The organism is Necropsobacter rosorum (assembly GCF_964241405.1).
In the GTDB taxonomy this organism is placed as follows: domain Bacteria; phylum Pseudomonadota; class Gammaproteobacteria; order Enterobacterales; family Pasteurellaceae; genus Necropsobacter; species Necropsobacter rosorum.
Window position 1 is genome coordinate 104,166 of sequence record NZ_CAXSXF010000004.1, and the last position, 24,331, is coordinate 128,496.

The window sequence follows — 24,331 nt, forward strand, 5'->3', positions numbered from 1 at the left end:
TTTAAACCTTGTTTTAACTTAGTTTGAACCATGGTTATAACTGCCGTTATAACGGGCTTTGTTGTTGTAACGCACCGGCACGGATTTATAATCCAGCACCGCCAAGGTGCACCGCGCGGGGGCAAAATTGCGTAATATTTTGCGCAGTTGTTGCCCTTGTTCATTTGTAATCGGTTGATTTAAGCGGATGGCGTAATATGCCCACTTGTCGCTTAGCGGAATGGTTTGCACAAACTTGTGTTCGTAGGTTCGTGCTTTTAGCCCTTCATCAATATCTACCTCACCAAAGCCTAAACGGCGTAACACTTCACGGATTGACCAAGGCGTGCCTTTATATCGGTGCAATTCGATGGCGACTTTGATTAAACTGCGTTTCGAGTTATCGTTTTCGGCTAAAAATGAACCGTCATAACCGGTGACACTCCATTTTTCGGCAAGCAAGGGGATGAATTCATCATCAAGCAGTTCGACGAGTGTCGTCATCACTTTGCTTTTATCCAACGCGTTCATTCGCCCGCTTAGATCTGCCAAGGCTTTATATTTGCTTTCGCGTTCGATGATGTCCGCATAAGTCAAATTAGCCATTGCTACGCTCCGGTGCGACTTCTACGTTAATGGCGGTGCAGTTTGCCCATTCGGTTTCACCTACAACGATTTTTGCCGGTGAAATCAAATTCACGTCATACACGCCTTCCACCCGCAACGCGCTGATAATGGCGGACGGCACAACATCAATGCCGAGTTTCTTGGTTTTGTCCGACAAATACAGCTGCAAGGCATCGCGGGCTTTGGTTTTAACGATGTCTTCGCGATAACCGTCTAATAATGTGAGTGTGGCGTTGATTTGATAATCACGCTTAGTCGGTGCAATCACTTCGACGGTGTCACATAACGGACGGCGACGTTCCGGGCTAACATATTGCTTCACATCATTCAGTAAGCGGCTATCCGGCAAGCCTGTTTTCGTGAGCACGGTAATGCGCACTAAACCGCCGCGTGGGTTAGATACATTCACGTCTGCAATGTCTTGTGATACGGCACGCACGTGATAATCATAAGCAGCAACGGAACCGCAACTGGTAAAGGCTTCAGGTGCGGCAAGAATACGCTTGCGGTAGTCGTCATCTTCTTCGCGTGCTAATCCGCCGCTTGGCACATCAATGTTAGCAACGGTGATTTCACCCGTAAAATTGACCGCACTTTTTAATGTTTTCACGCGTCCAAGCTCCCAACCATTGCCTGCCGTACCAGCTTTATTGCAAGCGGCCTCGATTTCAACATAAGAGATTAATGGCGTGATCACATCATCATTAAGAGTGATAAATTCAATTTCATCAGTGGCCGCTACTCGCGTGCCTTTAGGGATAAAAATAGACGGATGCTCACCTTTAACACTAAAGCGCAAAATCGTTCGTGCAGGTTTATCCAATAGACGATAACAACCGAAAGTTTCGCCACATAAATCCAAGGCTAAACCGGTCGCATATTGCGGAAAGGTCTGGCGAAAGGCTTCATTAATCCCTTGGCGGGCTAAACTTTCCCGAAAGGCGTACACATTAATCAACAAGCGTTCAATGTGTGCGGGCTGTAAGATTTTGCCCGTGCGTTTTTCATAGAGTGCTATCGCGTCCGTTAAAATAGCTTCGACGTTATCGTCAACGACTTTTATTTCATCTTTATTCATTGCGTAACCCTCGTGGCATAAATTTCACGATACACATCCTCGGTGAGTGACCAATAGATAATAAATTCAAAGTGTGGCGCTGTGCCTCTAACCTCTACTGAATCAATATTGATACGTTTTTCCCAACGCTGCAGGGCAAGGGTGATTTCGCGCACCATATTCGGAATGGCTACGTCTTCTGGTTGGTCGATGTATTGGAAGTGGTCGGAGCCAAAGTCAGGGCGTAACACATCGGAACCTTTAATCGTCAAAAGGATATGGTCAATACACTGATGAATATCATCAATGCCTTGCACCGTTTGGTTATCCAAACTAGGGGCAAGTTGCCAATGTGTTGTGAGGAGTGTGTTTTGTGTATTCATAGCCTTGATGATACAAGGCTATAGGAAAGGTTGCTTTTAAACTGGTTTAAAGAAAATTTACTCGGGAAGACCTGTTTTGCCACCGGAATCACCCGGGTGTTTGTGATTTTTCAGACTGATATTATCTGCTTTTACATCACCACCTTTCGTTTCTAGCGTACCATTAATCGTTGCAGTAGCACCACCGGCACCGTTTCCGGTCATACCTTTCATATAAGTTAGGGAACCGCTCACAAGCAAGTTTCCGGTGGTTTCGGTTTCCGGGCAATCAATGGTGACTTTAGAAGGCGATTTTATCAATACATCACCCACAGCCGACACTTCCACATTGCCGGAGGTGCGGTCGTGTTTAATCACTGTGCCGTTAGAAAACTTCTTCATCCAAATATTACTGTCACTTGTCGGCGTAGGATCTTGCGCGTTGTAGATTGCGCCTAACACGCACCCGCCTTCGCCGCGCGCGTCAAGGAGTAACGCGACTAATTCGCCCACGTCGGGCAGACAATAAAACTGATTGCCTCCCGCATTCGGCGTGAGATAAGAAAGCCATGCCGTTTCCAAATCTTCAAGCGCAGGAATTTTACACCGCACTTTATGACTTGCTGGGTCAACTGCGGAGACAATACCTTCCTGATAAGTTGCACCAAAATCATGTGTGGTTTGTGGTTTCATTTTAATTCTCAATTAAATTTGTTAAATCATCTGGGATAAATTCGAGCATTCGCACCTCAAGGCTTGTGGTGTAACCACCTCCGCGCACAATGCTATGACGGGATGATTTAATCAGATATTTGCCGCTAAAAATGCCTAGATTTCGTAATGCAAGCGTACTCCCGGCCACTAATTTCGGATTCCCGATTATCGTGATATTGCCCGCAGTTTGGTCGTCGTTTTGCTCCGCCAGTGCAGCATCCGCGCGTGCATCAATTTGTTCCTGAGTTTCACCACGAGTGACAACTTTTAGTGTATCACCGCTTGCAGTTTGCGCCTGCTTCATCTTTTCGCGCAAGGCTTTGGCTTTCTTGCGTTTCTTAATGACTTTTTTACCGTTGGCGTCATAACCACTCACATCCACTTCTTTGGCAGTATCTTTGATTCGGTCGCGTAAGCTGATAGATATAGTGTCTTTTTCTTCAAGCGTCACCACCGCTTCACTTTTACCCAATTCATCTTTGTCGGTAAAAACTAACTGATCGCCTACAATCTTGAAACTGTGATGATATTCACGGGCAAGGCGTGCCAAAAATTCAACGTCGCGCTCTAAATATTGCGTTGCTCGTTTAATTCGGATGCTTTTGATTGTGCCAACAACTTTCAGCTTTAATCGTCCGGCAATAATGCCGACGATTTGTTTTAGCGTAGTATTCTCATAGGCTTTTGGTTTCAGCGTGCGATTGGCTTTCGCAATACCCGTACTTAACGCTTTAATTTGAATATATGACGGACGATAACTATATTCCACCTCATCAATTTCAAATGCTCCAATATCAGTGAGTTGCTCACCCTTATATCCGATAGCCGCTTTCAGTTTATTTCCTTGGGTCGGATACCATTGCCGAATCCATTTGCCTTTTATGTCTTCAAAAGATATCGTCAGCTCGTCTGATTCGCCCTCAAGATTGTCGGTGTACATCAGCTCAATCAAATACGGTTCAATGTCTGCCGTGATGTTGGTTTTCTCATACATCATCGAAAAATCAGGCGTTGGGACATTATTGCTCATCGCTACCTCTTAACCATGGCGGCATGGATTCGTTGTTGGTCGGTTTAATGTTTAACACAGGGATATAAACGGTCGCGCCGGTAGGCAATACTTCGCACAGGCTAATGTGTGGGTTTGCGTTGATAATCCGCGCAAATTCCAGCGCGTTACCGTAGTAGTAATAGGCGAGGTTATCCCACCGTTCGCCTTGTTTTACGGTGTGTTTAAGTACGGTCTGTGTCATTCGTTACTTCCTCGTCTTCGCGTAGCACAATCCATGCCGTCATGGCGGCGACGGGTGTAGCGGCATTATCAATGCGTTCGTTAATGTCACTTAGTGCATTATCGGCGGGCGTAAACCAGTCATTCCAGTTCGCACCGTCGGATTGATTGCCAAATGTCAGGCTGTCTTTTATAATCATTAAATTGTCATAAATTCCGCCCATTTCTCGACTAAATTCGCCGACTGCTGGTAACACTTTACAAATACTGCCGAACAGTTCACTCATGTCGGTAAGTTCACCAAACTTGTCTAATGCACCGTCAAGATTACCCAACACATCCGGCAAATAAGCTAACGCCGCCGTCGGGTCATCGGTCAACTGGCGAACAATCGCGATGGTGTTTCTGACTTCATTCACAATTTGCCGGCCTTGGTTAAAGAGTTCTGCACCTTTTTGCACAGTTTCTTTCATATCAGACAGCACCTTTACCGCCCCATCCGGCAGAATTGAACCAAGTAATGAATTACTGCCTAAGTTCAATGCTGCGCCCAGCGGGTTATCGTCGATATCACCCACATATTCGCGCAGGTTGATTGTCATTTCACGAGCCAAGGCGTTGCCTAACTTATCCGTGAACAACGTTGCGGAATAAATATCGGTGATCACATAATTGCCTTTATATTTGCCCGCCCCCCAAATCAAGGCGAGAGCTTCTTGCTTGGCTTTGGCGGCAAGCAAGGCTTGATAGCGACTTTCCACCCCGCCAATTTTATGGTGCAGGCGAATGGCAAAAGACAATTCCGTCAGCTTTTCGCCCATTGCCTGTAAGCGTGGTTTGCCTTTCAGTACTGCGTGTTCGGCAAAATCTGCAGCATGGTTTTCAGAAAAATCCGTCAGGTTGACCGGCTCAAAGGCAATATTGCCTAACATAAAATACATCAGTATGCTCTCCGTCTATATTGATCTTCTTCACGTCTTATTGTTTCCACAATAAAACGGGCTAAATCCTGTTTACTGGCAAACAGTGCATCTTGCAATTGGCTTAAAAGACTGTCCGGATTTTGGTTGCCGTTTAGATGAATCGTCGGGTTAAAGTTCACCACAATACCGCCATTTTGCGTGGTTTCATTATGGGTAACGGCGTTTCTGTTTAGCGGTTGATAATCACTAAAAATTGACGAATTTTGACCGCTTGAGTTCGGATTAAAATCAGGCGTGCGGTAATCCGTCGGCTGATTGATGCCCAGTAGATTACCGATAAAATTCGCCCCAAATTTAATGTCATCCCACAGCGAACCGAAAAAGCCTTTTTTCTCGTTGAAAATCGGTTTAAAGGCGGTTTCAATACCGTTTAAAACGGGTTCGAATTTGACCGCACTTTTTGCCACAAGCGGCTCGACCGTTGGCATTTTTGGGGCTTTTATCGCAGGTGCAGCAACTGTTTTTGGTGCGGCTTTCTTGATCTTTTTCCCCATTTTATCGACCGCCTGTGTGGCTTGAAGGACATTTTCTGCAATCCCAATGGCAAGCCCTGAGACGATATTTTCGCCGTAGCCTTTAAACACCCGCGAAGGAGAATGAATATCCATTTCGCCAGTAAACCAACCTTTGATAGATTTACCTAAGCCGATAACCCATTCTTTCGCCCCATCCCACGCATTGCGAATACCATTGACTAAACCACTAATCAGGTTCGAACCAAATTCAGTAAACTTCGCAGGCAAATCAATCCCAAACCAAGAAAGCACGCCAGCAAAGGCTTGATAGAACAAGCCCAATGGTGACCAGTTGAGAATGGTAGCGGTGATGTTACCGATGCCTGAGTTGAAGACAGTGGTGATGTTTTCCCATACGCCACTAAAGAAAGTTGTGACCCCATTCCAAATATCAGAAATCACTTGTCCGCATTGAGTGGATTTTTCGCCAATCCATTGCCACATTTGGCTGAACTTTTCGCTGACCCAGTCCCAATTATCCCAAAGTAAATAGGCAAGCCCTGCAATGACGGCAACCGCAATGCCGATAGGGTTAGCGAGAAAGGCGCGACCGACAAAAATAATAGCCTTACCAACAAGCAATAATCCCTTGAGTAAGGCGCCGGCGAACATTTGCCCTAATCGAGCAGCAAATAAAATAGATTTACCTAACCAACCGATTAAATAACCAAAGCCATAGGCAAGTTTAAGCACAACAGGTAACAATAATTTTCCGATAAAGCCCGCAAGCCCCAAAATACCTTTGCTAACTAAGGCAATGATTGAACCGCCAAAAGACAATACTGACCATGCCATTTTGAACACTGAAATCACTTTCAATGTCCCCCAAGTTAAAAAACTTAACCCGCCGATGACCGCAGAAAAACCGGCAACCGCACCAACGGCATAAGTTCCCCATTTGGCAATTTCTCCCATTAAATCTGTATTGGTATTGATGAAGTCGGTAACGCTAATAATGATAGGTTGTAACCAACTAACAAAATCGTTGATCACAGGCAATACATAATTTCCAATGCCAATAGCGAGACTGGTAAAACTATTCGTCAATTTAGTTAATGACGCTTCAGTGGTCGCTGCTCGAGCATTAAACTCTTTATCCATACTGCCTAAATAGCGTAAATTGCCGTTCTCATCGGTTTCTTTCAGCTGTTTAAGGCTTTTTTCTAACAGTTCGGTATTGCCAGCAAGCACCGCCACATCATCAGCATATTCTCGCCCAAAGATGTCGACTAAAATCCCCATTGCCTGATCTTTCGGTAATTTCTCCACGCGTTTGACGAAATCAACAATCGCCCCTTCACTATCTTTAGCGATATTTTTCTTCAGCTGTTTGGCTGAAATACCCATTTTCTTTAATGCACCTTGAAAGGCTTTGCCGCCTTTTTCGGCGGTCATTAATTTGGTCAGCATTCCATTAATTGCCGTGCCTGCCACTTCAGGTGTTTTACCCAATGAGATAAAGGTATTAGAAAGTGCGGCTGCCGCATTTTCCGTTAAACCGAATTGCTTCGCCGTTCCACCTATTCGCCCTAGAGTGTTGACAATATCAGAGGCTTTTGCCGGGCTTGAGTTTGATAAATCATTAATGGCATCGCCAAGTTTACCAATTTCGCTAATGGGGATTTTGTACACATTAGCCAGTTTTGCCATAGCTTCACCGCTTTGGTCGGCTGACATATCAAAGGCGACAGACATTTTTGCGATAGTTGTGGTGAAAGCGGTAATATCTTCTTCTGCTACACCGAGCTGACCGCCTGAAGCGGCGATGGCTGCCAGTTCTTTCCCTGTCATTGGAATGGTGTTGGTGAGATCAAGCAAGTCTTTTGAGAGTTTCTTAAACCCATTGGGCGTTTTAAAATCCACGACTTTTTTCACATCCGCCATCGCACTTTCAAATTCAATAGCAGGCTTTGCCAATGCCACAACTGAACCACCTAATGCAGTCAGAGATGCCGCGCTACTTTTCATTCCAGCAATAGAAAGCTGATTTAACGTCGCCATTCGTTGTCCGATAGATTGCGTAGAATCGGTCAATGATTTCAGCGTATTTTTGATTTGGTTAATACCTGAGATCGCCCCACCGACTGCCGCACCAATGACTAAACTAATTGCAAGATTTGATGACATCGTTTATAGTCCTATTAAATTATTCAACTGTAAGGAGAACCACAATGTTAATGAAACTGATTGATGAAATAGTTGGCATAATTGGCGTCATTATTGGCTTCCTTTTGTTGGTAATTGGGGGCAGTGTGGCGTATTCTTATTACCCAACTATCACGACTGTAATTGGTGTCGTATTCGGTTTAGGATTACTTTCTCCAATTCTGCTCCCCATGCTTGATTTCTTAAATCGTGGGCTAAATAAGCTGTCAGCAAAAATGACTTCGGCTGATGAAATGCCCCAATGCCTGCAAGCGAAAAATCCACCGCTTGATAAAATCCAACAACGCTTATGGCGTTCCTTTAAAAATGGATACAACAACGCTCACAAATAACCACAAAGCCGCTTAAATAGCGGCTTTCGTGTAATTGGCTTTTATTTGCCGTTGGGCTTGCTTAAGCCAGCGTTCAAGGTCATTAAGGGTCATTTCTTCCAGGTCAGAATGCGGAAAACCAAACCAAAACGCCAAATCCGCTAATGCCGCATCAAGTTGGGTTATTTCAACTTTCCCTTCTGCATTTTTTCAACCACTTCCGCCGCACGCTTAAAGTCAGCAATATCCAATGCGTCAAGATCTTCAGGCACTAAACCGGTTAAGATGGCAAGTAAACTAATACTTTGTTCTGCATCGGTTTTTCCCGTCATTTTGCGAATATCTTTTACTTTAGGACGACGAATTTTTAACTCGGTGATTGGATTACCCTCACCATCTTGAATTGGAAAATCGAGGGCGACAATAACGTCAGACATAAAAAACTCCTTTGTGAGTATGTTGTTTAACTTTCACAAAGGAGTTTATAAAAGTGCGGTCAGTTTAGCTTTTAAACTGGTTTAAAGAATTATTGCCCGATGTTGGTGCGGTATTTTTGCAACACATCTTGCCCGTTGACACGGTAGATGTTGGCAAGCACGTCCACATGCAGGATTTCTTTGCCGCCAAGCAATTGCTTAATCGACATGATTTGGAACATATCAGAATGTTCTGTCGCTTCCTTGTTCTTAAAGCTGCCCCCGGTGGTTTTATTAAATGCAACGTTCATTATGGTGACAAGCGGTTCTTCCGCAACAAGTCCACGGGAATCGAACACCTGCAAGTTCGAACGTGCCATGAGCTGAACGTTTTTATACGGGTTATAGACTTTAGCCCGCACTTCCGGATAGAAACTATCCCAAATCACTTCGCCTTCCATGGCATTAAGCCCTGCCGGGAGTTTCACCGTGCCGTGCAACCCTAAGCCCTTATGTTCAATAAACTCAAACTCAATGTCGGGGAGTTTGAACTCTTTGGCTTTGCCTAAAAGTGAATTACCGTCAATATAAACGTTGGCATTCACAATTTGATTAATCGCTGTACTCATTTATTTCTCCTTAGCGTTGTGAAACCAAGTTCACAAGGTATTTACGGGTCATTACCGAACGGTTAGTTACGCGCTCACCTGGTAGTTTAGGAGTGTAGTCATACACCAGTGGAATATGACCTTGACTAAATTCGTTGACCAAGTCTTCATCATAGTCAAGACCTACGTTATAACCCACAATGGATTTTTGTGAACGCATGAAAGTATCAATCGTTTCAATGAAGCTATCAATTAAAGCGTCATCAATCGGAAGATCTATAAACTGTAATTCTGCTTGGCGAATAGACTCATCAATAATGTCGCCTGTACGTGAAGCCACTTCAAAGTTGCTGATGTGGGTAACTGTTGGGAAGTTAGATGAACGATTTCCCCAAAGGCGAAAACCAGTACCGAAACTGTTGAAAATCGTGGTAATACCCACCGCATTCAATTGGTTAGTTTCCGATTGTTTATCATCAACACGTGCTGTTAGTGGCACTTCCATACCAATCACACCAGATAATTCACGATTTGAAGTGCTAAACCAATAACCATGCTCCACATCCACTTTCATTCTTAAGCCAGCCGCGTGAGTGGCTAAACTTTCAAGCTCATTACTTGAACCGATTACATAAGGATAAAAATGGCGAACATTTTCACTACTTGCTGACGCATTAATTGTCCCCAATGGCCCACGACCTTGAATAGCTTTAGAAAGCGATGTGCCTTTTGGTAGCTGGATGTATGCTTTGGCATGAAGCCGATCTGCAAGTGTACTCAACGCCGCTGCGCAACTTGCGGCTTTGTCGAATTCCGGGCAAATCAGAATTTTTGCGTCCGCACCGAATAAGTTGAAGCCGTCCCGCAATAACTCAAACCCTTTACGTTTGCCGGAGACTGAATCAATGCCACCTTTGATGTCTTCTTCGGTAACCTTTGTCGGGTCAGCATAATCATAGGTCGCCTTTAACTCCTCATAGCGTGCGTTTAAGGTAATTTCACCGGTTTGCATATTAACAGCATAATCCGTGCCCTCAGTCAGCTCACGGTCTGCCGTCAAGGTTAAATTCAACAAACCTGCCTGTGCGGTTTGCGCACGCAACGTGTTGCTATCTTGCGTTAAGGCTTCGTCAGTGACGTTGGTTTTGTGTTTGGTCGGGTCTAATACGTTGACCACATACACTTTACCTGCCGCATAGCGTGCCAGCACGTCAAAGGCGTCAGGTAGGGTAAAGCCTTTATTTAAGATCACCCCAAACTTTGAAAAGTCTTTGGTGGTTTGGCATACAGTGAGTTCATTTACTGCGCCGATTGGGGCTGTGCCGACAATACCGATAATTGCGCCATCGACGGTACTTACAGCAACAGAACCGCCGTTTTCACGTTTTGTTTCTGTCCCATGATGAAATGCCATAGCTATCTCCTAAGGTTGATTGGGTTTAGGGTTATCCGCACGGCGATAAAGTGCGGTGGTAAATTTAGGTAAATCTTGCGGCTTGCGGTTTTCCACTTGCCAGGTTTCTGTTTGAATAATCAGTTGGTATTGCCAAAGCCCGGCGGCTTCGCCCGCAAATTCTTCACTTATCAAATGACAAGCGGTACAGTTTGTCGGTTTAAAACCGACCACGGCAAGGCGCACTTGGTCGAGCATATCCAATGCACCGGTATCATCATGTTGGCTTCTGGCAATCACCGTGAGGGCAACCAATACTTTGCGGCGTTGTTGGATAATGTCGGTACTATCAAGGCTTTCAAATTTAGAGCCGGCATACTGCACCAATACCGCACCGAACTCGTCAGTGAGGTTGTAGTGCTCCAAGTCATCAGGGAATAATTCGATGGAAAACCGTTGGGTTTCGGTTTCAATCTGCTGACGAATGCTTTCCAAAATGGGCAACGTGGCACTCATCTTAATACCCCGATAAGTCTAACTTTTGCGGTGCACGGGCTTTGAACTTCAGGGCGGGCGGCAGGTTGTCATCCTCGCTACCGTTAAGCTCAGTTAAGCCGAGGTGTAGCTTGCCATTTGAAATCCGTTCTAAATCTTTCAATGCCTGTGCATGGGTGTCTTTCACATTATCCGGAAAGCCTTTACCGTCCGGACGGCGTGAATACAGCCAGTGGCGAGCCAACTGTAAACAGATATTACGCACAAGGGTCGGCACTTGGGTTAACGGCAACACATAACGCGAGCGTAAATAGCCGTCCACGGTTTCCGTGGCGTATTCACAAGCCTTGTTCAAGACGATTTGGTCGGCTTCTTGTGCACGGGAGGTGTCGTTTGAAAGTGCAATGAGCGTACTTTCACTCATTACTTCCGTTAAATCTTGTGCCGAGATGTACATTACGCATCACCTGTTTCTTTTTGTGCCCTACGCTTTTTTTCCTCTGCGGCAAGACGCGCTTTTTCTTCCGCTTCCGCCTTCGCTTTGGCTTCAGCCTCGGTTTTAGCTTTTGCTTCTGCTTTAAGACGGGCTTTTTCTTCTGCGGCAAGACGGGCTTTTTCCGCTTCAGCTTCGGCCTGTTGGCGTTTTTCTTCATCTTCGTCTAATTGCACATAAAGCGAGATTTTTTCGGCTTCAGAATCAGTCAATTCGATTTTGTCACCCTGTTCATAGTGTTTGCCGTTGTGCAAAATTGCCATAGCCGCGGCAATTAAATAAGCTTTCTTTTGTGTTTCGGACATATCTATCTCCTAAAAGGTCAAAATCAACCGCACTTAAAACGGTTTAAATGCGGTTTGAATCGGGTTTAAATACAGCCTTTGATTAAGTAACCTGCTGCCTTACCCACGATGTACGGTTTGTGAATGTCGGTAGTGCGCACCAATTCAACTTTGCCGCCCACTTCGGTGTAGGTGTCCACATACAAGCCGTTTTTACGACGCACGGTATAACCGAATGACGGCTCATAGATGTTTTGTTTTTTCTCTTTAGACGGCGGGGCAACATACGCAATTACAATGGCTTTCGACCAAATATCTTTTAAATCACCGCTTTCTTCGTACACCGCTTCACCGATGATCACTTTGTCAATTTTAACTAAGCGGGCAAAGTCTTCCGGTGTTAATACTGCCGTGGAAACGTATTTGATTTTTTCCAACACTTTCGGATGTTCGCTTAACACTTCCCACACATCACCGGAAATTGCACACACGTTCGGTTTGCGACCTGTTGAGCGTTTAATTGCACGGATACCGGCTTTAATTACGCCGATAGGGTCGGAACCCGGGTCGGTAAATTGAGATGTGCCACTCAACGTGATTTTATTGGTTTGTTCGTAATTGGCTTCATTTAATGCCAAATCCGCACAATATTTTTCTCGACCTAATGCAATCACGTCTTGAGTTACGCCGGTAGCGTATTGACGCAACGGATACACATCTTCAGTTTCATTGACTTCGCGAATATCAATCGGATACTCGATGTCGTTTTCGTCCAACACCACGGTGATTGAACCGATGTCTTCAGGAGTCAAACGGTTAGATGCCGCACGCAATTCGCGTTTGGTGGTTTGCAAACGGAAAGCCAAACGACCGAATGTCGGGATTTTGCCGCCTTCTTTTTTGCTTTCGGCAATCGGGAATAACACTTCGGAAATCATATTGCCGTTGTAATAGCCTTGTGCAAGCTCGGTTAATACCGGGTCAACAACGCGTTGTTTTGATAAATCAGTCATTGATTTGCTCCTTTATTGAGTGATTGCGTTAAATGCGGCTGTGTAGCCTACATTGTGTTCTTTCATGTAAGCACGCACGCGTTTATCCATATCAATGGATTCTGCGCTTGTGCCTTCGGCATATTCCACCGTGCCGTCTTGCGCGCCTGCGGCTTTATCTTTGGTCGCCACTTCGCCAAATTCGACGATTTGCGGTTGTGCTTCCAAAAAGGCTTTGATTTTGCCGTGAAGGCTTTCGCCTTCGCCGAATTCAACCACACCGCCGGCGGCAGTGGTTGAGCCGTAATTCAATAAATCAATGGCGTGCTGTTTTGCCACCGGGGCAAGTTTGCCCGCTTTTACCAAACCTTCGGCAAAGTCGGCATTGTCGGCTTTGGCTTTGTTCAGTTCCGCTTCGGCTTTTTCCGCTTTCAACTGTTCGTTTTCTGCTTTCAATGCCGCAATTTCTTCAGCTGTCATTTCAGGTTCTCCTTGTGGTTCTGAAAGTTGATTTGAATCGTTATCCGGTTCATTAAAGCTCGGCACAGGAATCCCAGCTTCGTCTTGTTGGTTGAACCGTTTGTATTCGTTGCGAATAGATTCTTCCTGCACGCTTGCCACTAAGTAATCCGGCACGGCTTTGTCGGCTTCTTCCTGCCCGTGTTGCCCAATAATCCAATCGCGCAAACGTCGCCAAAGACTGGCTTCCGCCCAATCGGAAAAATCCACCACGCCTTGTTCGTTGTCGGCAAATTCGGGATTTCGTAAACCTTTTACAGCGGGCGGCATTGCGCCGAGGAATCCCACATGGCGCAAATAAAGATTGCCGGGACGCGGATTGTTCGGACTGTCGGCAAGATAGAAAGAGGAAGATACTTTTTTGAAACGCCCTTTTTCTACCATTTCCGCAAATTCAGGGTCGATTTGGTCGAATTCGGCTTTTAATACATCGCCGTCCAGTTCAAGGCGTTTTACCCAGCCATAAGCCGGTGCATTATGTTGCGGGTGTCCGATAACGGCGGGGGATTCGTGGTATTCGATGTTGTAAGCGTCAACGGCTTGTTGCAAATCGGCAGTGGTGATATCCACTACATTGCCGTTGGCGTCGGCGCGTTTACCTGCTTTAAAAATTTCGATTAGTTGCATGAATGAGCTATCCTCGTGTTAATTGGGGATAGCATAAGGGGAAATAGCGGGTTTGGATTTTAAAGTGCTTTAAAGATTTTGACGGGAAATTTACGTTAAATACAAATAACACTTTATCTTGAAATCTAAAACGCTTTAAATGCGGTTCAAATCGCTTAAATTCGATTTAAATTTTTTGAGACGATAAATCGTATTGTTTTATCTTTTAAACGCCATGGCACGAATTTGTGGCGTTATTTTGACTTTTAGCCTTTATTTTAGATTTTGCTCAATTTGACGTTGCAAAAGTGCGGTCGCTTTTTTCAATAATTTTTGTTCATCGGAAGAAGATACCCCCAACCAAGGACGTGCGGGGATCACGGCTTTTTTGGCAAACACATTGCTCTTACCAAATTTTAACCGCTTGGCTGACTTCGGTGTTATCGTGCCGCCGAACTGATGTAATCGGGCATATTTAGCGTCCGAACCGAACTCTAAACGGTTGTCATCGTAGTTATACGTGGTCTTTTGTGACAAATACCCGTCTTGTTTCAGGATTTTATTATTACCCTTAATTTGTTGGGTAATCGGCGAGAGGGGTTGCCATTCTTTACCCTGTGGATCGACTTCTGCTTCAAAACGTTGTTGATGAAGCTTTTTTAAGGTTTCGCCCAGCACACCATAGAGCTTACGGGGCTGTTTGAGTTGGCGGGCGATACGGTGGAGTTTTTGAATCGCTTGATTGTCGTCTAAAGTGATTTTTAGCATGGGTTTCTCTTGATTAAAAAATAACTTGGGCGTATATTGGTTATGCGGTGGGGGTTTCCTACTGGAAAGGTTGGCGGCAATGTTTCATCCGTCATTATCCTGTTCGAATCAGGCAAACCACCGCTTAATCCAAATCACCCCACAGCAATTCATAACTTTTTTTGAAATCATTCCATTCCACGTCACTTTTAATTGCACTTGCAGTGCGAACTAAATTCAATTTATGTGGCAGTTTCTTACCGCTTAACGCGTCTTTAAGTTTGATTTCATAGTCCATCTTCACCGCAACCTTGCCTTGTTCCGTTTCATACACGAATAATAGGGTCGGTTGTTTTTGTTGGTCGTCTAACAAAATCGCTTTCGGATGACGTAGCTTTTCCGGTAACTGCTCCCAAAACTCAACCGGCAAAGCAATGCCTTTGTTTTGTTTGCTGTCGCGCAGGGCGTGTAATACGTCTTCATCCCGTACGGCAATCACTGCACTCTGCGGGGCTTTATCCAAATCGTCTAATTTAGTGATCACTTTTTTCGGGATTACGCCGACATATTTCATATTGCCGCGCGCCATTTTTTGCGTGTTGACGGTATCCACCATGTCTTTCATTGCCCCATTAAGCAGCACCATGGCTTTCGGATTTTTCAATACATCATCAATCAGCAGACTGGCTAAGTGTGGTTCTGCCGTGGTCATTTTTTTCAGTAACAGCTTATCCACTTCCACATTGCGCGGCTGGATGATATTATCAAAATTATGCGGCACAAACCCCACATCATAACCTTTTGGCACTTTGACCATTCGGGGATTACCCGAGCGAGTGCCGACCAGTTTTTCTTCCCATTCAATTTCGGGTGAGGGGCTGACGGTTCTCCCCATATCTTTTAGATCATCTTCATCGTGGGCGGTCACGGTGCAGTGACACCCATAGGCTTTAATCGGGTAGTAATAACGCCAAAAAGGATCAGTTGCCGGTAAAATTGTGCCGTCAAGATCAATATGCTCTTGGCGTGGATGTGCGTTGTCGTGGTGGTGATATTCCCAATAAGGCATCACATCCGCCAAATCAAGGTGTTGTTGTAACCGACCTCGGTTATACGCGGCATAAACATTGGTGTCGTAAATAATACGGGTGCGCCAGTTTCTGCCGCCTTTGTAATCCCAACCGGTTTTTGCCACAATCTCGTCAAAACGTTGACGAAAACCTTCAAGCGTTTCGCCGTTTGCAATGGCATCATCTACCGCCTCACGAAAAGCCAATAGCACTTCGTTGCGATTTGCACCCGCAACCACAAAAAAGTAGTCGTGCTCTTCGCCCAATATATCAAGGTAGCTATTGGTGGGTAAATTGAGCTTTTTCTCAAAATACTTGACTTGGTTTTCAAAGGTAAATTTATTCATCATTTACGCTCATCTTCTACGGATTGCCGACCGGCAAATTGGGCGCACGTCGAACCCCATGCCAATAATTCGCCATATTCGGCAAAACTTAATTCAGGAATGAGACTGTCAAGTTGAGTGCGAAAATCTTCGAGACTTTCCGCTTGCCCGAGTTGGTCACGAATACCTTGCAACCAGTTTTCAACGTGAGCTTCACCTTCTACCTCCAACTGCTCACCAATAGTTTCAATCACACTTTTAGGGATAGGTTCGGCAAATTCAGCGGTATTTTTCACCGCACTTTTTTCTACCTGCATCACAATATCGCCTTCTTCAAAGCCATAAGTGCGCATTAGGTATTGTTCGGTAAACTGTACGCCTAGATTCGCCAACAAGCCGTCGCGTTCCGCTTGCAGTTTGTCAATGCTTTCCTGTTCGTACAACTCAAAGGTCGGCAGGGTTTCCACGCTGAAATTGAGTTCGCAAATCCATGCCAATAACTGATTGAATACACCTTCCACAAGACTTGCGTCATCATCGCGAATATCACGGGTAACTTCCAAACCTGCGGTGGCACTGGCGCGGTTGGCGTCCGCTTCCGTAGTTTGGTTTTGCCCCAGTAAAGCAATAGCGATTTCCGACTTGCAGTAACGCAAGAAATCATCAAACACTTGAGATGAGCCGCTTTTGCTTGCGCTTTCCAGCATATCAATGGAACTGTCGTCAGGAATGGCCGCCACGGCCGTGCCGAGCATTTCCTCCATAGACGTCAGCAACTCTTCTATTTCGTGCGTTTGCGCTTGCCGCGGGTGTTTGCCCACCAACCATGGCGAGCCGTATTTTTCCATAAATTCCAACCAGAATTTAAACCCGCCTTTCTTAAATGTTGCCGCCCAAAAACACATGGCAAGGTCGGCGCGTCCGTAAGGGTTCATATAGTCGGCTTGTTGAGTCGCAAACAGAAATTTTTTCTCCGGCACAAGGTCGCCGTTGCGATTGTCTTTAGTGCGCAACATCAAGCGGTTTTCATCATCAAAAACAAACCATTCTTGTGGCTTACCAACCACTGCAATAGGCAAGAGCAAGCCGTCTTGGCTTTCCCACATGATTTCCAATGCCTGATAGCCAAACAAAGCGGCATCTAGGATTTGATTAATAATTTGGCTCACCGGTAAGCGGTCGAAAAGTGCAGTTAAAATCTCGTCCGTTTTTTCATTGCCCGTCGGCGTAATGCGCCATTCAAGCCCTTTGATTGCCGCTTTTCTGCGACGTACGCAACCGCCCACATGGCTATCAGATAAAATTTCACGATAGGCAGAAATATCCTTACCCATTTTTTTCAGCACAGGATCAGGATTCGGCAAATAGTGCATAAATGACCAAAAGTCGATAGCCTTGGCGCGGGTGGCGATAACGCCGATTAAATTTTGTTTTTTCACTGTCATTATTGATATCCTTGGGTCATTTTACGACTGGCGCGCGGGTGACGCGAATAGGCTTTTACCGGCGACTGACTCAACTGACGACTTGCATAGTGCGCTAACAGCAATGCGATTGCCGTGTCACCGTGGCGTTTGCTTTTACCGTCCACACTTTTTGCCCGCTTATCCGGTATGCGCGGCACGCCTTTCACCACTTGGAATGAGCGCAGGTCGGCGAGAATGTCTGCGTCTTTCGGAATTGCTTCCAGTTCACCGTCCTCCAATGCCGCTTTAAACGGTGCGGTGTGTTCGCGATACCATTTTTCTGATAGCTGAACACAGTCAATAAGCGCACCGAACGCGTCACGGGCTGATTCAGCCAAATATCCGCCATTTCCACGTGCGTCAAACGCACCGCCCGAAAAGCGGGGAAGCCGTTTTAAAATAAACAATACGATTTGTTCTTGTTGTTTGTACGGCATATTGCCCAGCTCAACGATAAATTGAACCTGTTTTGTTAAGTTTTGCTGTTGCGCCAAAATCACAAACGAGGTCATATCTCCGCTGCGGGCAAAGTCTTCACCGAAAAAGTGCAGTAAGTTGGGCGATAGATTTTGCAAAAATGGAGCTAATGTTTTTTCGCACCAATCGTTCATTTCTTTATAACGGGTTGGTTCCGGCACAAGGCTGAAGCCGTCTTTCGCCTCAAAACGCACCACAGGCGTTTTCTCACTCATTTGACGTTCTATCAATGCACGGGAAAGCCATAAACCCGACCCGTTTTTTGGCACGCAGAAATATTCTTCTAATGCGTCTTCTTCACTCGCCGTATCATTGAGTAGATTATCAATCCACTCTTTTTCCTTCTCAGGCGACCACGTTTGTTTAGTTACTTGGCAAATGCGTTGATACAGTCCATCACGACACGCATCTTCAATAGTAATCGTATGCACAGAATAACGCTTGCGACCCGCTCGACTATCCGTAATAAGTTCATTAAATAGATTATCTACGCCGTTGTGAGTTGAAATAACTCGCACTTTTGCACCCCACATCGTCAACGCTAATGCGGCTTTAAGCACCTCTGCGAGGTATTCGTGGAATGCTGCTTCATCAATCACAACGACACCTTGCATACCACGCAAGTTTTTAGGATTCGATGAGAGCGCCTTAACTTTAAAACCTGAAGCGAAATAAATGACGTAGGTTAGAATGTCTTTATCTTCATCTTCAAAGACCTCTTCTTGAATTTCGCTCGCCGCATAATTAAAGGCTTTCGCCCACATGGCGACAGCATCGATATATTCACGCGCCATTTCCTTGTTGGAGCCAATGTAAAATACATCGGAACCACCATCAGATTTTCTCGTACTCGCAATCAAGGCATTATCAGCCGCTTCTGCCCATGTCAAACCGCAACGACGGGTTTTCTCCGCGATTTTTAGTTGGCTATCATCAGCAATCCAACGTTTTTGATAACCTAATAACAGCTCCATTGGATTAAACGCATGAATGGCATTAAGAAATGACTGGCATTCAGGGGATAATTCATTTAATGGTCTGTTATTTAATAATGCCATTTATGCAATACCTAAAATTTGTTCTTTAATGGTGCGAACAGTATCAGCAGATAAGCCCGCTTGGACGACCGCTTTTTCTGCAGTTTCTGCCGCTAATTGCGCCATTTCTTTGCGAATTGCTTGTTCACGTTTATGGGATAGACTTTCCGCCTGCTCCAAGCGTTGAACTGTGACCGCTAACATTGCTAACTCTTTCGGTTCGGCAATGCCCTTTTCGGCATATTGGGACGACATTTCAAAAGCGAGGTGTTTCACCAACTCAATTACCGTTTTGCCTATATCGCTTTGCGGCATGTCGCCAAATTGACGCGTCCATACTTCAGCCACTTCACGGGCTTGCCGTATTTTTGCGCCCACTTTTTCCATTCGGCTGGCATAACGATTGAGTCCCGTTTTGCTTAAACAGGCACTTTCCGGTAGCCCGCAATCACGGATTAAATCGTTAATCTCTTCCAAGATTTCCGCCTGTGAAAATTGTTTATCGCGCAACATCATCGCCAGTTGGGTTTTGATATTCGGCGGCAACAAATCCACTTTACTGGCGCGGCCGCGGGTGGTTTTATCCGTCATTTAAACCTCCTTCAAATGCGGTTTAAATTTTTGGCAACGGGCGTTTTACGCCGTCCACCACCGCTTCGCCGTTGGCGACATCCAGCCCGCGCTGGGTAATTTTGGCAATCATGAAACCGTTTTGCAGACGTTCGATCTGCACCAGACCCTGTTCTTCCAACCAGTTTAAATGCGTGCGCACCAAATCACGGCTGATATGATGGCCGTACATCGCCAGGCAATCGTCTAAAATGGATTCGTTGGCGTCATAACCGGCGTCCACAAGGGAGCGCAGAATCACTAAACGTTGGTCTTTAATAAAAATATCTCTCATCGTTACCCCTTAACACGCTCTTCAATGAGCAATGCGACTTGATGGCTTAGCGTAGAAAGGCGTGCATTGGTGGTATTGGTTTCGCCTTTGATTTCGGTCATTAAAATCTTTAATGCACTTAAATCTTCTTTAGTCGGCATATGTTCCAAGGTATCTTCTACTTTGGTTAAACGCTGTTCCACTTGGTCGATATTCTTGCGGATCTCATCAATTTCGCTCCGCTTCGGGTATTTGCTGTCCATCGACAGCTTCATGCCTGCCCAAACCGACCCCATCACGGTGGCAACCAAGCCCCAGTGCTTTTGGATAAACTCTAATAAGTCCATCATTTAACGGTTTCCTTCTTGCAGATTTTTTCGTAGGTCAGGTTATGGTTCAGCACCTGCCGTTTGGTTTCGTCGGTGTCTTTGCGGCTCGGATAAATCAGGCCGAAGGCGGAACAACCGCTAGTCTTCACGGAAATAACCTTTTGACTGCAACCGCTCATCAACAGACTTAGCAGACAAAGTGCGGTTAGTTTCGGCAATGTTTTTCGATGTATCAGCATTTTCCAACTCCTGTGCGGCGGCTGCCGCTTCACGTTTTACCAATTCGATTTCTTCCCGTTGCTTGCGGATTTTGGCAGCTTGCCGGCGGGTGTACACCATGCCGCCGATAATCAAGGCCAGCACCGCCCCGATGACGTATAGGTTAATCATTGTTTTCCCCTTTGCGGTTTATGGCGTTGGCAAACCCTTTGGTCGCCGCGCCGCCCGCGCTGAAAATAGCAAAGGTCATAAACAGTTCCGGCACATATGGGCGATTAAGCCATACGCAGAACACCAGAATACCCGCCATCAGCAGCGCGCCGAAGAATTGGATAAATGCCGTAGTTGATAAGCGTCCGTCGGCATTGGTAATCAGCTCTTTTAATGTCATTAGTAACTCCAGCGTAAGTAAAAGGCTTTTGCAGCAGTTGTACCACCATTAATAGATTTATTTTTCTTGGCGTTGTTACTCATACACCAACCCCGGGTAAAGCGGTTTTTATAATTGGGAAAACGCATTGAGGCACTCATCATTCCCCCTTAAACAAATGATCAACATTGATAACTTGTTCACTATCAAGCCAGCTCCACACATCAAAGCACGGACAATTTTTAATCCATTCATTCGGTGTGATTGTGCCGTCACCATTCAAATCAGGACTTAGATCACGATGTCCACAAATGCGAGCACTGGGATAGTTGGCTTCAAGCTGACGCAGCAATTTATGCAAGGCAAGCCATTGTTCGGTGGTATATTCGCCGTGATTGCGTTTATCTTTAGTGATACCACCGACCAAACAAATGCCAAGACTGTTGAGATTATGCCCCTTAACGTGTGCGCCGGTTTCCCCTTCTCGGCGACCAGTTTCGACGGTGCCGTCGGTGTCAATCACAAAGTGGTAGCCAATATGTTGCAAGTGCGAATTGAACTGTCTGGTATTGTAGGCCTGCCGTTTAAAGCCTCGCTGTTTATGCCATGCGTCGATACGCTGCGCGGCGGTTTGGGTTGCGGTGCGTAATTGTTTGCCGTTTTGGGTGGCTGAGCAGTGAATAACGATTTTGGCAATTTGGGATTTCACATAAACTCCTTAAAAATTCTTTAAATGGGTTTAAAAGACAGTTTAAAGAGTTTGCGATAGAAGATATTTTAAAGTCGTTTAAAGAACAGAGTGGGGAAATTTTGCTTATAAAAAAACGCCCTTTCGGGCGTATTTTTTCACGTTTAGCGATTAATTTTCTGCAAACATATCAAACTGCCGGCGGGCAATTTCTTCTTTGCGCATTTTCTTTACGATCTGATATACCCACTGCATTGATACTTTATATTTACGAGCCAGTTCACGGTGATTGAACCCGTTAAATTCCTGCCAAATTTTGCGATCTCGCTCATTAAGCAATAATATTAAATTACGCGGAATATAAATAACTTCGCCGCCCCATGCATGCGCGATTTTATGTGCGATCTCGATGCCGACCTGTTTAGCTTTTTCATTTGTCAACGTATCATTGGCTGACGCTGCTGATATTAATTCAGCTTCAATATGACGTGCTAAATCCGCTAGTATTTCCGGGGCTTTTTGTTCAAATGTTTCAATTTGATCACTTAACATAGTCCACCATTTTAAGCCAATTAATAATGGTTAAAATTATAGCGATTCTATTTCGTTTTATGTGATATTTTTTTGCTTAATAAAATGTCAAATAAACTTAATATAATGATTTTAAAAACAAAAATCGCCATTTCAGGCGATTAAAAAAGTTTATTCTATAGTTCTTTCCCGCCATTTCTTCAGGCGTTCCAGCACAATAGTTGCCACCCGATCATCTAAAGCACCAACATTAAGTACGATGGGTTGATTTCGACGTTCTAACATTGGATTTGCAACAGCTCGCACCCAAGCATTTAATGCGCGCTCGGTTCCATCTCGGATAATTCCCTCTTTGTACATTTCAATCCAAATTGCACGGATTTTATGGGCAATATTGCTTTTTACTACCGCACTTTTGCCACTTGGTGAATGGTGGCGACGGCTTGTTTTTTTAAATCCTTTAGCTTCCATTTCAGCTTGTACGCGCATTAATTCTGCGATGGTCATTTCCTTGCAAGATGTTTTGCCGGTTAATCGCTCCAGCATAGCGCGATAACTAAATTCATCCATTGATAGCTTTTGCTTAGCAATGTGGATCAGCTGTATTAGTTTGGGTTTGGTTTGATACATTGTTTTCTTCCTGTTAAAACACATTATTCAGCCCACTGAAACGGATTTAAGTGGGCTGTAAATGGGGTTTATAAGACAAGCATTCTTAAACAAATAAACTTTCTGACTTGTTTTATCTGTTCTGCCACGTCGTTCAAGCTACAGTTAACATAAGATAAAAACTCTTTCTCACTCATCTCTTCATCAAATTCGCTTAAAAAGTCTTTGATAGGCATATTTCTATAATCTAAAAGAGCTTGATAAAGCTCATTAAGCCGATCGCCACCTTCATCTAGTGCTAAAATAGCCAAAGAACCAGCTAATGAATTATTGCGAAAGAACTCTTGTTTTGTCATTGTTATCCCCTTATCTCACCAATCTCATTCTCAACCCCGGCAACTGATTTTGCACATTGCCCACATATACCGCTGCGTGTTGTGTTTGCCCTTGGCGTAGGGCGCGTAAGGCGTGAATCAGTTGTTTTGCTGCGTTTTCAAGCTGTTCATCTAAACGCGTTTTTTCTTGTGTTGTCATACTTCCTCCACTTCGACGACGTCATCAATTTCAGTGATGGTGTGCGGTAAGTTGTTTATGTTGAATGTGTTTAAATCACATTTATCTAATACTTGCTCATTGCTTTCAGATTCAACAACTGCTTCAACTAAGCAATAAAAACGGGCTATATATTTCGCCATTGTGTCCACCTTAAAATGGGTTTCTTAATACTCGGTCGCAAAATGCCGCGCGGCGTTTGCACCATTCTCTATTTTTCGGTCCGATAGCATTCAGTTCTGCCACCAGCCATTGTTCTTTTGCATCAAGCAATTCGCCTTTGCGCTCACTTTTTGCTGCTTTCTCGCTGTAATACTTAAAGCGATCAAACTTGTTGATGTTTTTGTTCATAAGGTTCTCCTGTGTAAAAACGCTTTATAAATGCGCCTTAAATCGGGTTTAAAGCGCATTGAAAAGGGCTTTAATCGTTAATAATGAGCCAAATCATACCGCTACCGGAAAGGGTAAAGCCTGTGATAATGAAGGTTTCAAACCACATTACGCCACCTCTTGTTCAAACGGCGTAATCACAAAATCTTCCACGCCCGTTTTAATGGTGACGCCTGCCACGGTTGCCGCTAATTCCGGCTCGTTTAACATGGCTTCTTTGTTCACCTCTTCTTTGGTGCGGATAAAGCGAACTAAACCCAAAGTGTGTAAACTTTCTAACACGCTGTCTGTGCCACGAATGCCCACTGATGGCGGGCGTTGTCGCCATTGCACTTCGCCTGTGTTGAACGTGCCGGTTTTGGTTTTGCCATTTAAGGTAAGTTCATCACGGTGGCTTTCGCACCACGCTTGCACGGCTTCCATCATCGGCTTGGTTTTGTCTTTTACTTCATTCATTAATGGCGCGTATTCTTCGGTGATTGCCGCTAAACGGTCGTTTTGTTCAATCGCTAGGCGTTCTAATTCGCGGTTTAAATCGCCAATTTCCTTGATTGCCGTTTCCACTTCATCGCGAGTTTGGTAACGCACTACAAAGGTATCGGTTTTAATTCGGGTTGCTTTTTTAGCCATGGTTTTCTCCTGTTGTTTTAGTTGTAAAATCTGCTAACACTTCACTGCCTTTGAGGTAAATCATTTCCCAAGTAGGATGGAAAAATGCTTGACCGCCGAAGTCTAATTTCACTTTGATTTTGCCGTTGCTAAATCCAATGATTTTTCCGCTGTCTTGACCGCACTTAATATTTAAGCCTTTTCGCAAGAATGGTAGATCATAGGTTTCCATGATGTATTTTCTTTGCCAGTTCATGCTCATTGTCTTTCTCCTGTA

General features: G+C 44.9%; 37 protein-coding genes. 1 reads left to right on the plus strand and 36 read right to left on the minus strand.

Going from position 1 to position 24,331, the window contains the following annotated elements; genetic code table 11:
• Window positions 1-18 precede the first annotated feature (18 nt).
• Genes ACESOH_RS08670 through ACESOH_RS08705 form a run of 8 tightly spaced genes read right to left on the minus strand, consistent with a single transcriptional unit; the run spans window position 19 to window position 7,595 of the window.
• On the minus strand, window positions 19-585 hold the full coding sequence (locus ACESOH_RS08670) for a phage tail protein (protein ID WP_373100783.1): 567 nt from the start codon (window positions 583-585) through the stop codon (window positions 19-21).
• A complete protein-coding gene (locus ACESOH_RS08675; protein ID WP_373100785.1) occupies window positions 578-1,684 on the minus strand; it encodes a baseplate assembly protein in 1,107 nt (368 codons plus the stop codon). The genes ACESOH_RS08670 and ACESOH_RS08675 overlap by 8 nt, the downstream gene beginning before the upstream one ends.
• The gene (locus ACESOH_RS08680) at window positions 1,681-2,046 is read right to left on the minus strand and encodes a GPW/gp25 family protein (protein WP_373100786.1); all 366 of its coding nucleotides are present in this window, start codon (window positions 2,044-2,046) and stop codon (window positions 1,681-1,683) included. Before ACESOH_RS08680 ends, ACESOH_RS08675 begins: the two co-directional genes overlap by 4 nt.
• Before the next feature lie 57 nt (window positions 2,047-2,103).
• The gene (locus ACESOH_RS08685; RefSeq protein ID WP_373100788.1) at window positions 2,104-2,718 is read right to left on the minus strand and encodes a phage baseplate assembly protein V; all 615 of its coding nucleotides are present in this window, start codon (window positions 2,716-2,718) and stop codon (window positions 2,104-2,106) included.
• 1 nt (window position 2,719) lies between these two features.
• Window positions 2,720-3,769, minus strand: coding sequence for a phage late control D family protein (locus tag ACESOH_RS08690; RefSeq protein ID WP_373100789.1), 1,050 nt, complete (start codon window positions 3,767-3,769; stop codon window positions 2,720-2,722).
• The gene (locus ACESOH_RS08695) at window positions 3,759-3,992 is read right to left on the minus strand and encodes a tail protein X (RefSeq protein ID WP_032092057.1); all 234 of its coding nucleotides are present in this window, start codon (window positions 3,990-3,992) and stop codon (window positions 3,759-3,761) included. The genes ACESOH_RS08690 and ACESOH_RS08695 overlap by 11 nt, the downstream gene beginning before the upstream one ends.
• Complete coding sequence (locus ACESOH_RS08700; protein WP_373100790.1) at window positions 3,973-4,911, minus strand: phage tail protein; 939 nt, start codon at window positions 4,909-4,911, stop codon at window positions 3,973-3,975. Before ACESOH_RS08700 ends, ACESOH_RS08695 begins: the two co-directional genes overlap by 20 nt.
• Window positions 4,911-7,595: a phage tail tape measure protein gene (locus ACESOH_RS08705; RefSeq protein ID WP_373100791.1), complete on the minus strand. Its 2,685-nt coding sequence runs from the start codon at window positions 7,593-7,595 to the stop codon at window positions 4,911-4,913. The genes ACESOH_RS08700 and ACESOH_RS08705 overlap by 1 nt, the downstream gene beginning before the upstream one ends.
• Before the next feature lie 44 nt (window positions 7,596-7,639).
• Between ACESOH_RS08705 and ACESOH_RS08710 the strand changes: the two genes are divergently transcribed.
• Window positions 7,640-7,966 carry a hypothetical protein gene (locus ACESOH_RS08710; RefSeq protein WP_032092054.1) on the plus strand — a complete coding sequence of 109 codons (327 nt, stop codon included), beginning with the start codon at window positions 7,640-7,642 and terminating at the stop codon, window positions 7,964-7,966.
• 12 nt (window positions 7,967-7,978) lie between these two features.
• Here the strand turns inward: ACESOH_RS08710 and ACESOH_RS08715 are convergent, their stop codons facing one another.
• The 28 genes from ACESOH_RS08715 to ACESOH_RS08850 form a co-directional block, all read right to left on the minus strand.
• Window positions 7,979-8,101, minus strand: a complete 123-nt coding sequence (locus ACESOH_RS08715; protein WP_084703371.1) for a GpE family phage tail protein — start codon at window positions 8,099-8,101, stop codon at window positions 7,979-7,981.
• 26 nt (window positions 8,102-8,127) lie between these two features.
• Window positions 8,128-8,382 carry a phage tail assembly protein gene (locus ACESOH_RS08720; RefSeq protein ID WP_032092053.1) on the minus strand — a complete coding sequence of 85 codons (255 nt, stop codon included), beginning with the start codon at window positions 8,380-8,382 and terminating at the stop codon, window positions 8,128-8,130.
• 89 nt (window positions 8,383-8,471) lie between these two features.
• Window positions 8,472-8,990, minus strand: a complete 519-nt coding sequence (locus tag ACESOH_RS08725; protein ID WP_373100793.1) for a phage major tail tube protein — start codon at window positions 8,988-8,990, stop codon at window positions 8,472-8,474.
• A gap of 10 nt (window positions 8,991-9,000) precedes the next feature.
• Window positions 9,001-10,383, minus strand: coding sequence for a phage tail sheath family protein (locus ACESOH_RS08730; protein WP_373100795.1), 1,383 nt, complete (start codon window positions 10,381-10,383; stop codon window positions 9,001-9,003).
• 9 nt (window positions 10,384-10,392) lie between these two features.
• On the minus strand, window positions 10,393-10,878 hold the full coding sequence (locus ACESOH_RS08735) for a Gp37 family protein (RefSeq protein ID WP_373100796.1): 486 nt from the start codon (window positions 10,876-10,878) through the stop codon (window positions 10,393-10,395).
• 1 nt (window position 10,879) lies between these two features.
• Complete coding sequence (locus ACESOH_RS08740) at window positions 10,880-11,314, minus strand: DUF1320 domain-containing protein (protein ID WP_373100797.1); 435 nt, start codon at window positions 11,312-11,314, stop codon at window positions 10,880-10,882.
• The gene (locus tag ACESOH_RS08745) at window positions 11,314-11,655 is read right to left on the minus strand and encodes a DUF7210 family protein (protein WP_373100798.1); all 342 of its coding nucleotides are present in this window, start codon (window positions 11,653-11,655) and stop codon (window positions 11,314-11,316) included. Before ACESOH_RS08745 ends, ACESOH_RS08740 begins: the two co-directional genes overlap by 1 nt.
• Window positions 11,656-11,720: 65 nt before the next feature.
• Window positions 11,721-12,647 carry a hypothetical protein gene (locus ACESOH_RS08750; RefSeq protein WP_373100800.1) on the minus strand — a complete coding sequence of 309 codons (927 nt, stop codon included), beginning with the start codon at window positions 12,645-12,647 and terminating at the stop codon, window positions 11,721-11,723.
• Between the two features lie 12 nt (window positions 12,648-12,659).
• The gene (locus tag ACESOH_RS08755; protein WP_373100801.1) at window positions 12,660-13,772 is read right to left on the minus strand and encodes a peptidase; all 1,113 of its coding nucleotides are present in this window, start codon (window positions 13,770-13,772) and stop codon (window positions 12,660-12,662) included.
• A 252-nt stretch (window positions 13,773-14,024) separates the two neighbouring features.
• Window positions 14,025-14,519: a phage virion morphogenesis protein gene (locus ACESOH_RS08760; protein WP_373100802.1), complete on the minus strand. Its 495-nt coding sequence runs from the start codon at window positions 14,517-14,519 to the stop codon at window positions 14,025-14,027.
• A 124-nt stretch (window positions 14,520-14,643) separates the two neighbouring features.
• The gene (locus ACESOH_RS08765; protein WP_373100910.1) at window positions 14,644-15,915 is read right to left on the minus strand and encodes a phage head morphogenesis protein; all 1,272 of its coding nucleotides are present in this window, start codon (window positions 15,913-15,915) and stop codon (window positions 14,644-14,646) included.
• A complete protein-coding gene (locus ACESOH_RS08770) occupies window positions 15,915-17,339 on the minus strand; it encodes a DUF935 domain-containing protein (protein WP_373100803.1) in 1,425 nt (474 codons plus the stop codon). The genes ACESOH_RS08765 and ACESOH_RS08770 overlap by 1 nt, the downstream gene beginning before the upstream one ends.
• Entirely contained in the window at window positions 17,339-18,895 is a 1,557-nt protein-coding gene (locus ACESOH_RS08775; RefSeq protein ID WP_373100804.1) for a terminase large subunit domain-containing protein, read from the minus strand. The genes ACESOH_RS08770 and ACESOH_RS08775 overlap by 1 nt, the downstream gene beginning before the upstream one ends.
• Window positions 18,896-19,465: a DUF3486 family protein gene (locus ACESOH_RS08780; protein ID WP_373100805.1), complete on the minus strand. Its 570-nt coding sequence runs from the start codon at window positions 19,463-19,465 to the stop codon at window positions 18,896-18,898.
• A 22-nt stretch (window positions 19,466-19,487) separates the two neighbouring features.
• A complete protein-coding gene (locus tag ACESOH_RS08785; RefSeq protein ID WP_373100806.1) occupies window positions 19,488-19,778 on the minus strand; it encodes a VpaChn25_0724 family phage protein in 291 nt (96 codons plus the stop codon).
• 2 nt (window positions 19,779-19,780) lie between these two features.
• A complete protein-coding gene (locus ACESOH_RS08790) occupies window positions 19,781-20,107 on the minus strand; it encodes a DUF2730 family protein (RefSeq protein ID WP_032092040.1) in 327 nt (108 codons plus the stop codon).
• Window positions 20,104-20,235 carry a hypothetical protein gene (locus ACESOH_RS08795; protein ID WP_373100807.1) on the minus strand — a complete coding sequence of 44 codons (132 nt, stop codon included), beginning with the start codon at window positions 20,233-20,235 and terminating at the stop codon, window positions 20,104-20,106. The genes ACESOH_RS08790 and ACESOH_RS08795 overlap by 4 nt, the downstream gene beginning before the upstream one ends.
• A complete protein-coding gene (locus ACESOH_RS08800; protein ID WP_373100808.1) occupies window positions 20,225-20,476 on the minus strand; it encodes a DUF2681 domain-containing protein in 252 nt (83 codons plus the stop codon). Before ACESOH_RS08800 ends, ACESOH_RS08795 begins: the two co-directional genes overlap by 11 nt.
• Window positions 20,469-20,696: a DUF2644 domain-containing protein gene (locus ACESOH_RS08805; RefSeq protein ID WP_373100809.1), complete on the minus strand. Its 228-nt coding sequence runs from the start codon at window positions 20,694-20,696 to the stop codon at window positions 20,469-20,471. The genes ACESOH_RS08800 and ACESOH_RS08805 overlap by 8 nt, the downstream gene beginning before the upstream one ends.
• Window positions 20,697-20,835: 139 nt before the next feature.
• Window positions 20,836-21,384: an N-acetylmuramoyl-L-alanine amidase gene (locus ACESOH_RS08810; RefSeq protein WP_373100811.1), complete on the minus strand. Its 549-nt coding sequence runs from the start codon at window positions 21,382-21,384 to the stop codon at window positions 20,836-20,838.
• Between the two features lie 150 nt (window positions 21,385-21,534).
• The gene (locus ACESOH_RS08815; protein WP_373100812.1) at window positions 21,535-21,915 is read right to left on the minus strand and encodes a Mor transcription activator family protein; all 381 of its coding nucleotides are present in this window, start codon (window positions 21,913-21,915) and stop codon (window positions 21,535-21,537) included.
• Window positions 21,916-22,065: 150 nt separating this feature from the next.
• The gene (locus ACESOH_RS08820) at window positions 22,066-22,524 is read right to left on the minus strand and encodes a gp16 family protein (RefSeq protein WP_373100814.1); all 459 of its coding nucleotides are present in this window, start codon (window positions 22,522-22,524) and stop codon (window positions 22,066-22,068) included.
• A 68-nt stretch (window positions 22,525-22,592) separates the two neighbouring features.
• Window positions 22,593-22,859, minus strand: a complete 267-nt coding sequence (locus ACESOH_RS08825; RefSeq protein WP_032092033.1) for a hypothetical protein — start codon at window positions 22,857-22,859, stop codon at window positions 22,593-22,595.
• Between the two features lie 10 nt (window positions 22,860-22,869).
• Window positions 22,870-23,037, minus strand: coding sequence for a hypothetical protein (locus tag ACESOH_RS08830; protein WP_373100816.1), 168 nt, complete (start codon window positions 23,035-23,037; stop codon window positions 22,870-22,872).
• Complete coding sequence (locus ACESOH_RS08835; RefSeq protein ID WP_373100817.1) at window positions 23,034-23,198, minus strand: hypothetical protein; 165 nt, start codon at window positions 23,196-23,198, stop codon at window positions 23,034-23,036. Before ACESOH_RS08835 ends, ACESOH_RS08830 begins: the two co-directional genes overlap by 4 nt.
• A gap of 10 nt (window positions 23,199-23,208) precedes the next feature.
• The gene (locus ACESOH_RS08840) at window positions 23,209-23,406 is read right to left on the minus strand and encodes an ANR family transcriptional regulator (RefSeq protein ID WP_032092032.1); all 198 of its coding nucleotides are present in this window, start codon (window positions 23,404-23,406) and stop codon (window positions 23,209-23,211) included.
• Window positions 23,407-23,553: 147 nt separating this feature from the next.
• On the minus strand, window positions 23,554-24,075 hold the full coding sequence (locus ACESOH_RS08845) for a host-nuclease inhibitor Gam family protein (protein ID WP_373100818.1): 522 nt from the start codon (window positions 24,073-24,075) through the stop codon (window positions 23,554-23,556).
• Window positions 24,068-24,316: a hypothetical protein gene (locus ACESOH_RS08850; protein ID WP_373100820.1), complete on the minus strand. Its 249-nt coding sequence runs from the start codon at window positions 24,314-24,316 to the stop codon at window positions 24,068-24,070. The genes ACESOH_RS08845 and ACESOH_RS08850 overlap by 8 nt, the downstream gene beginning before the upstream one ends.
• Between the last annotated feature and the right edge of the window lie 15 nt (window positions 24,317-24,331).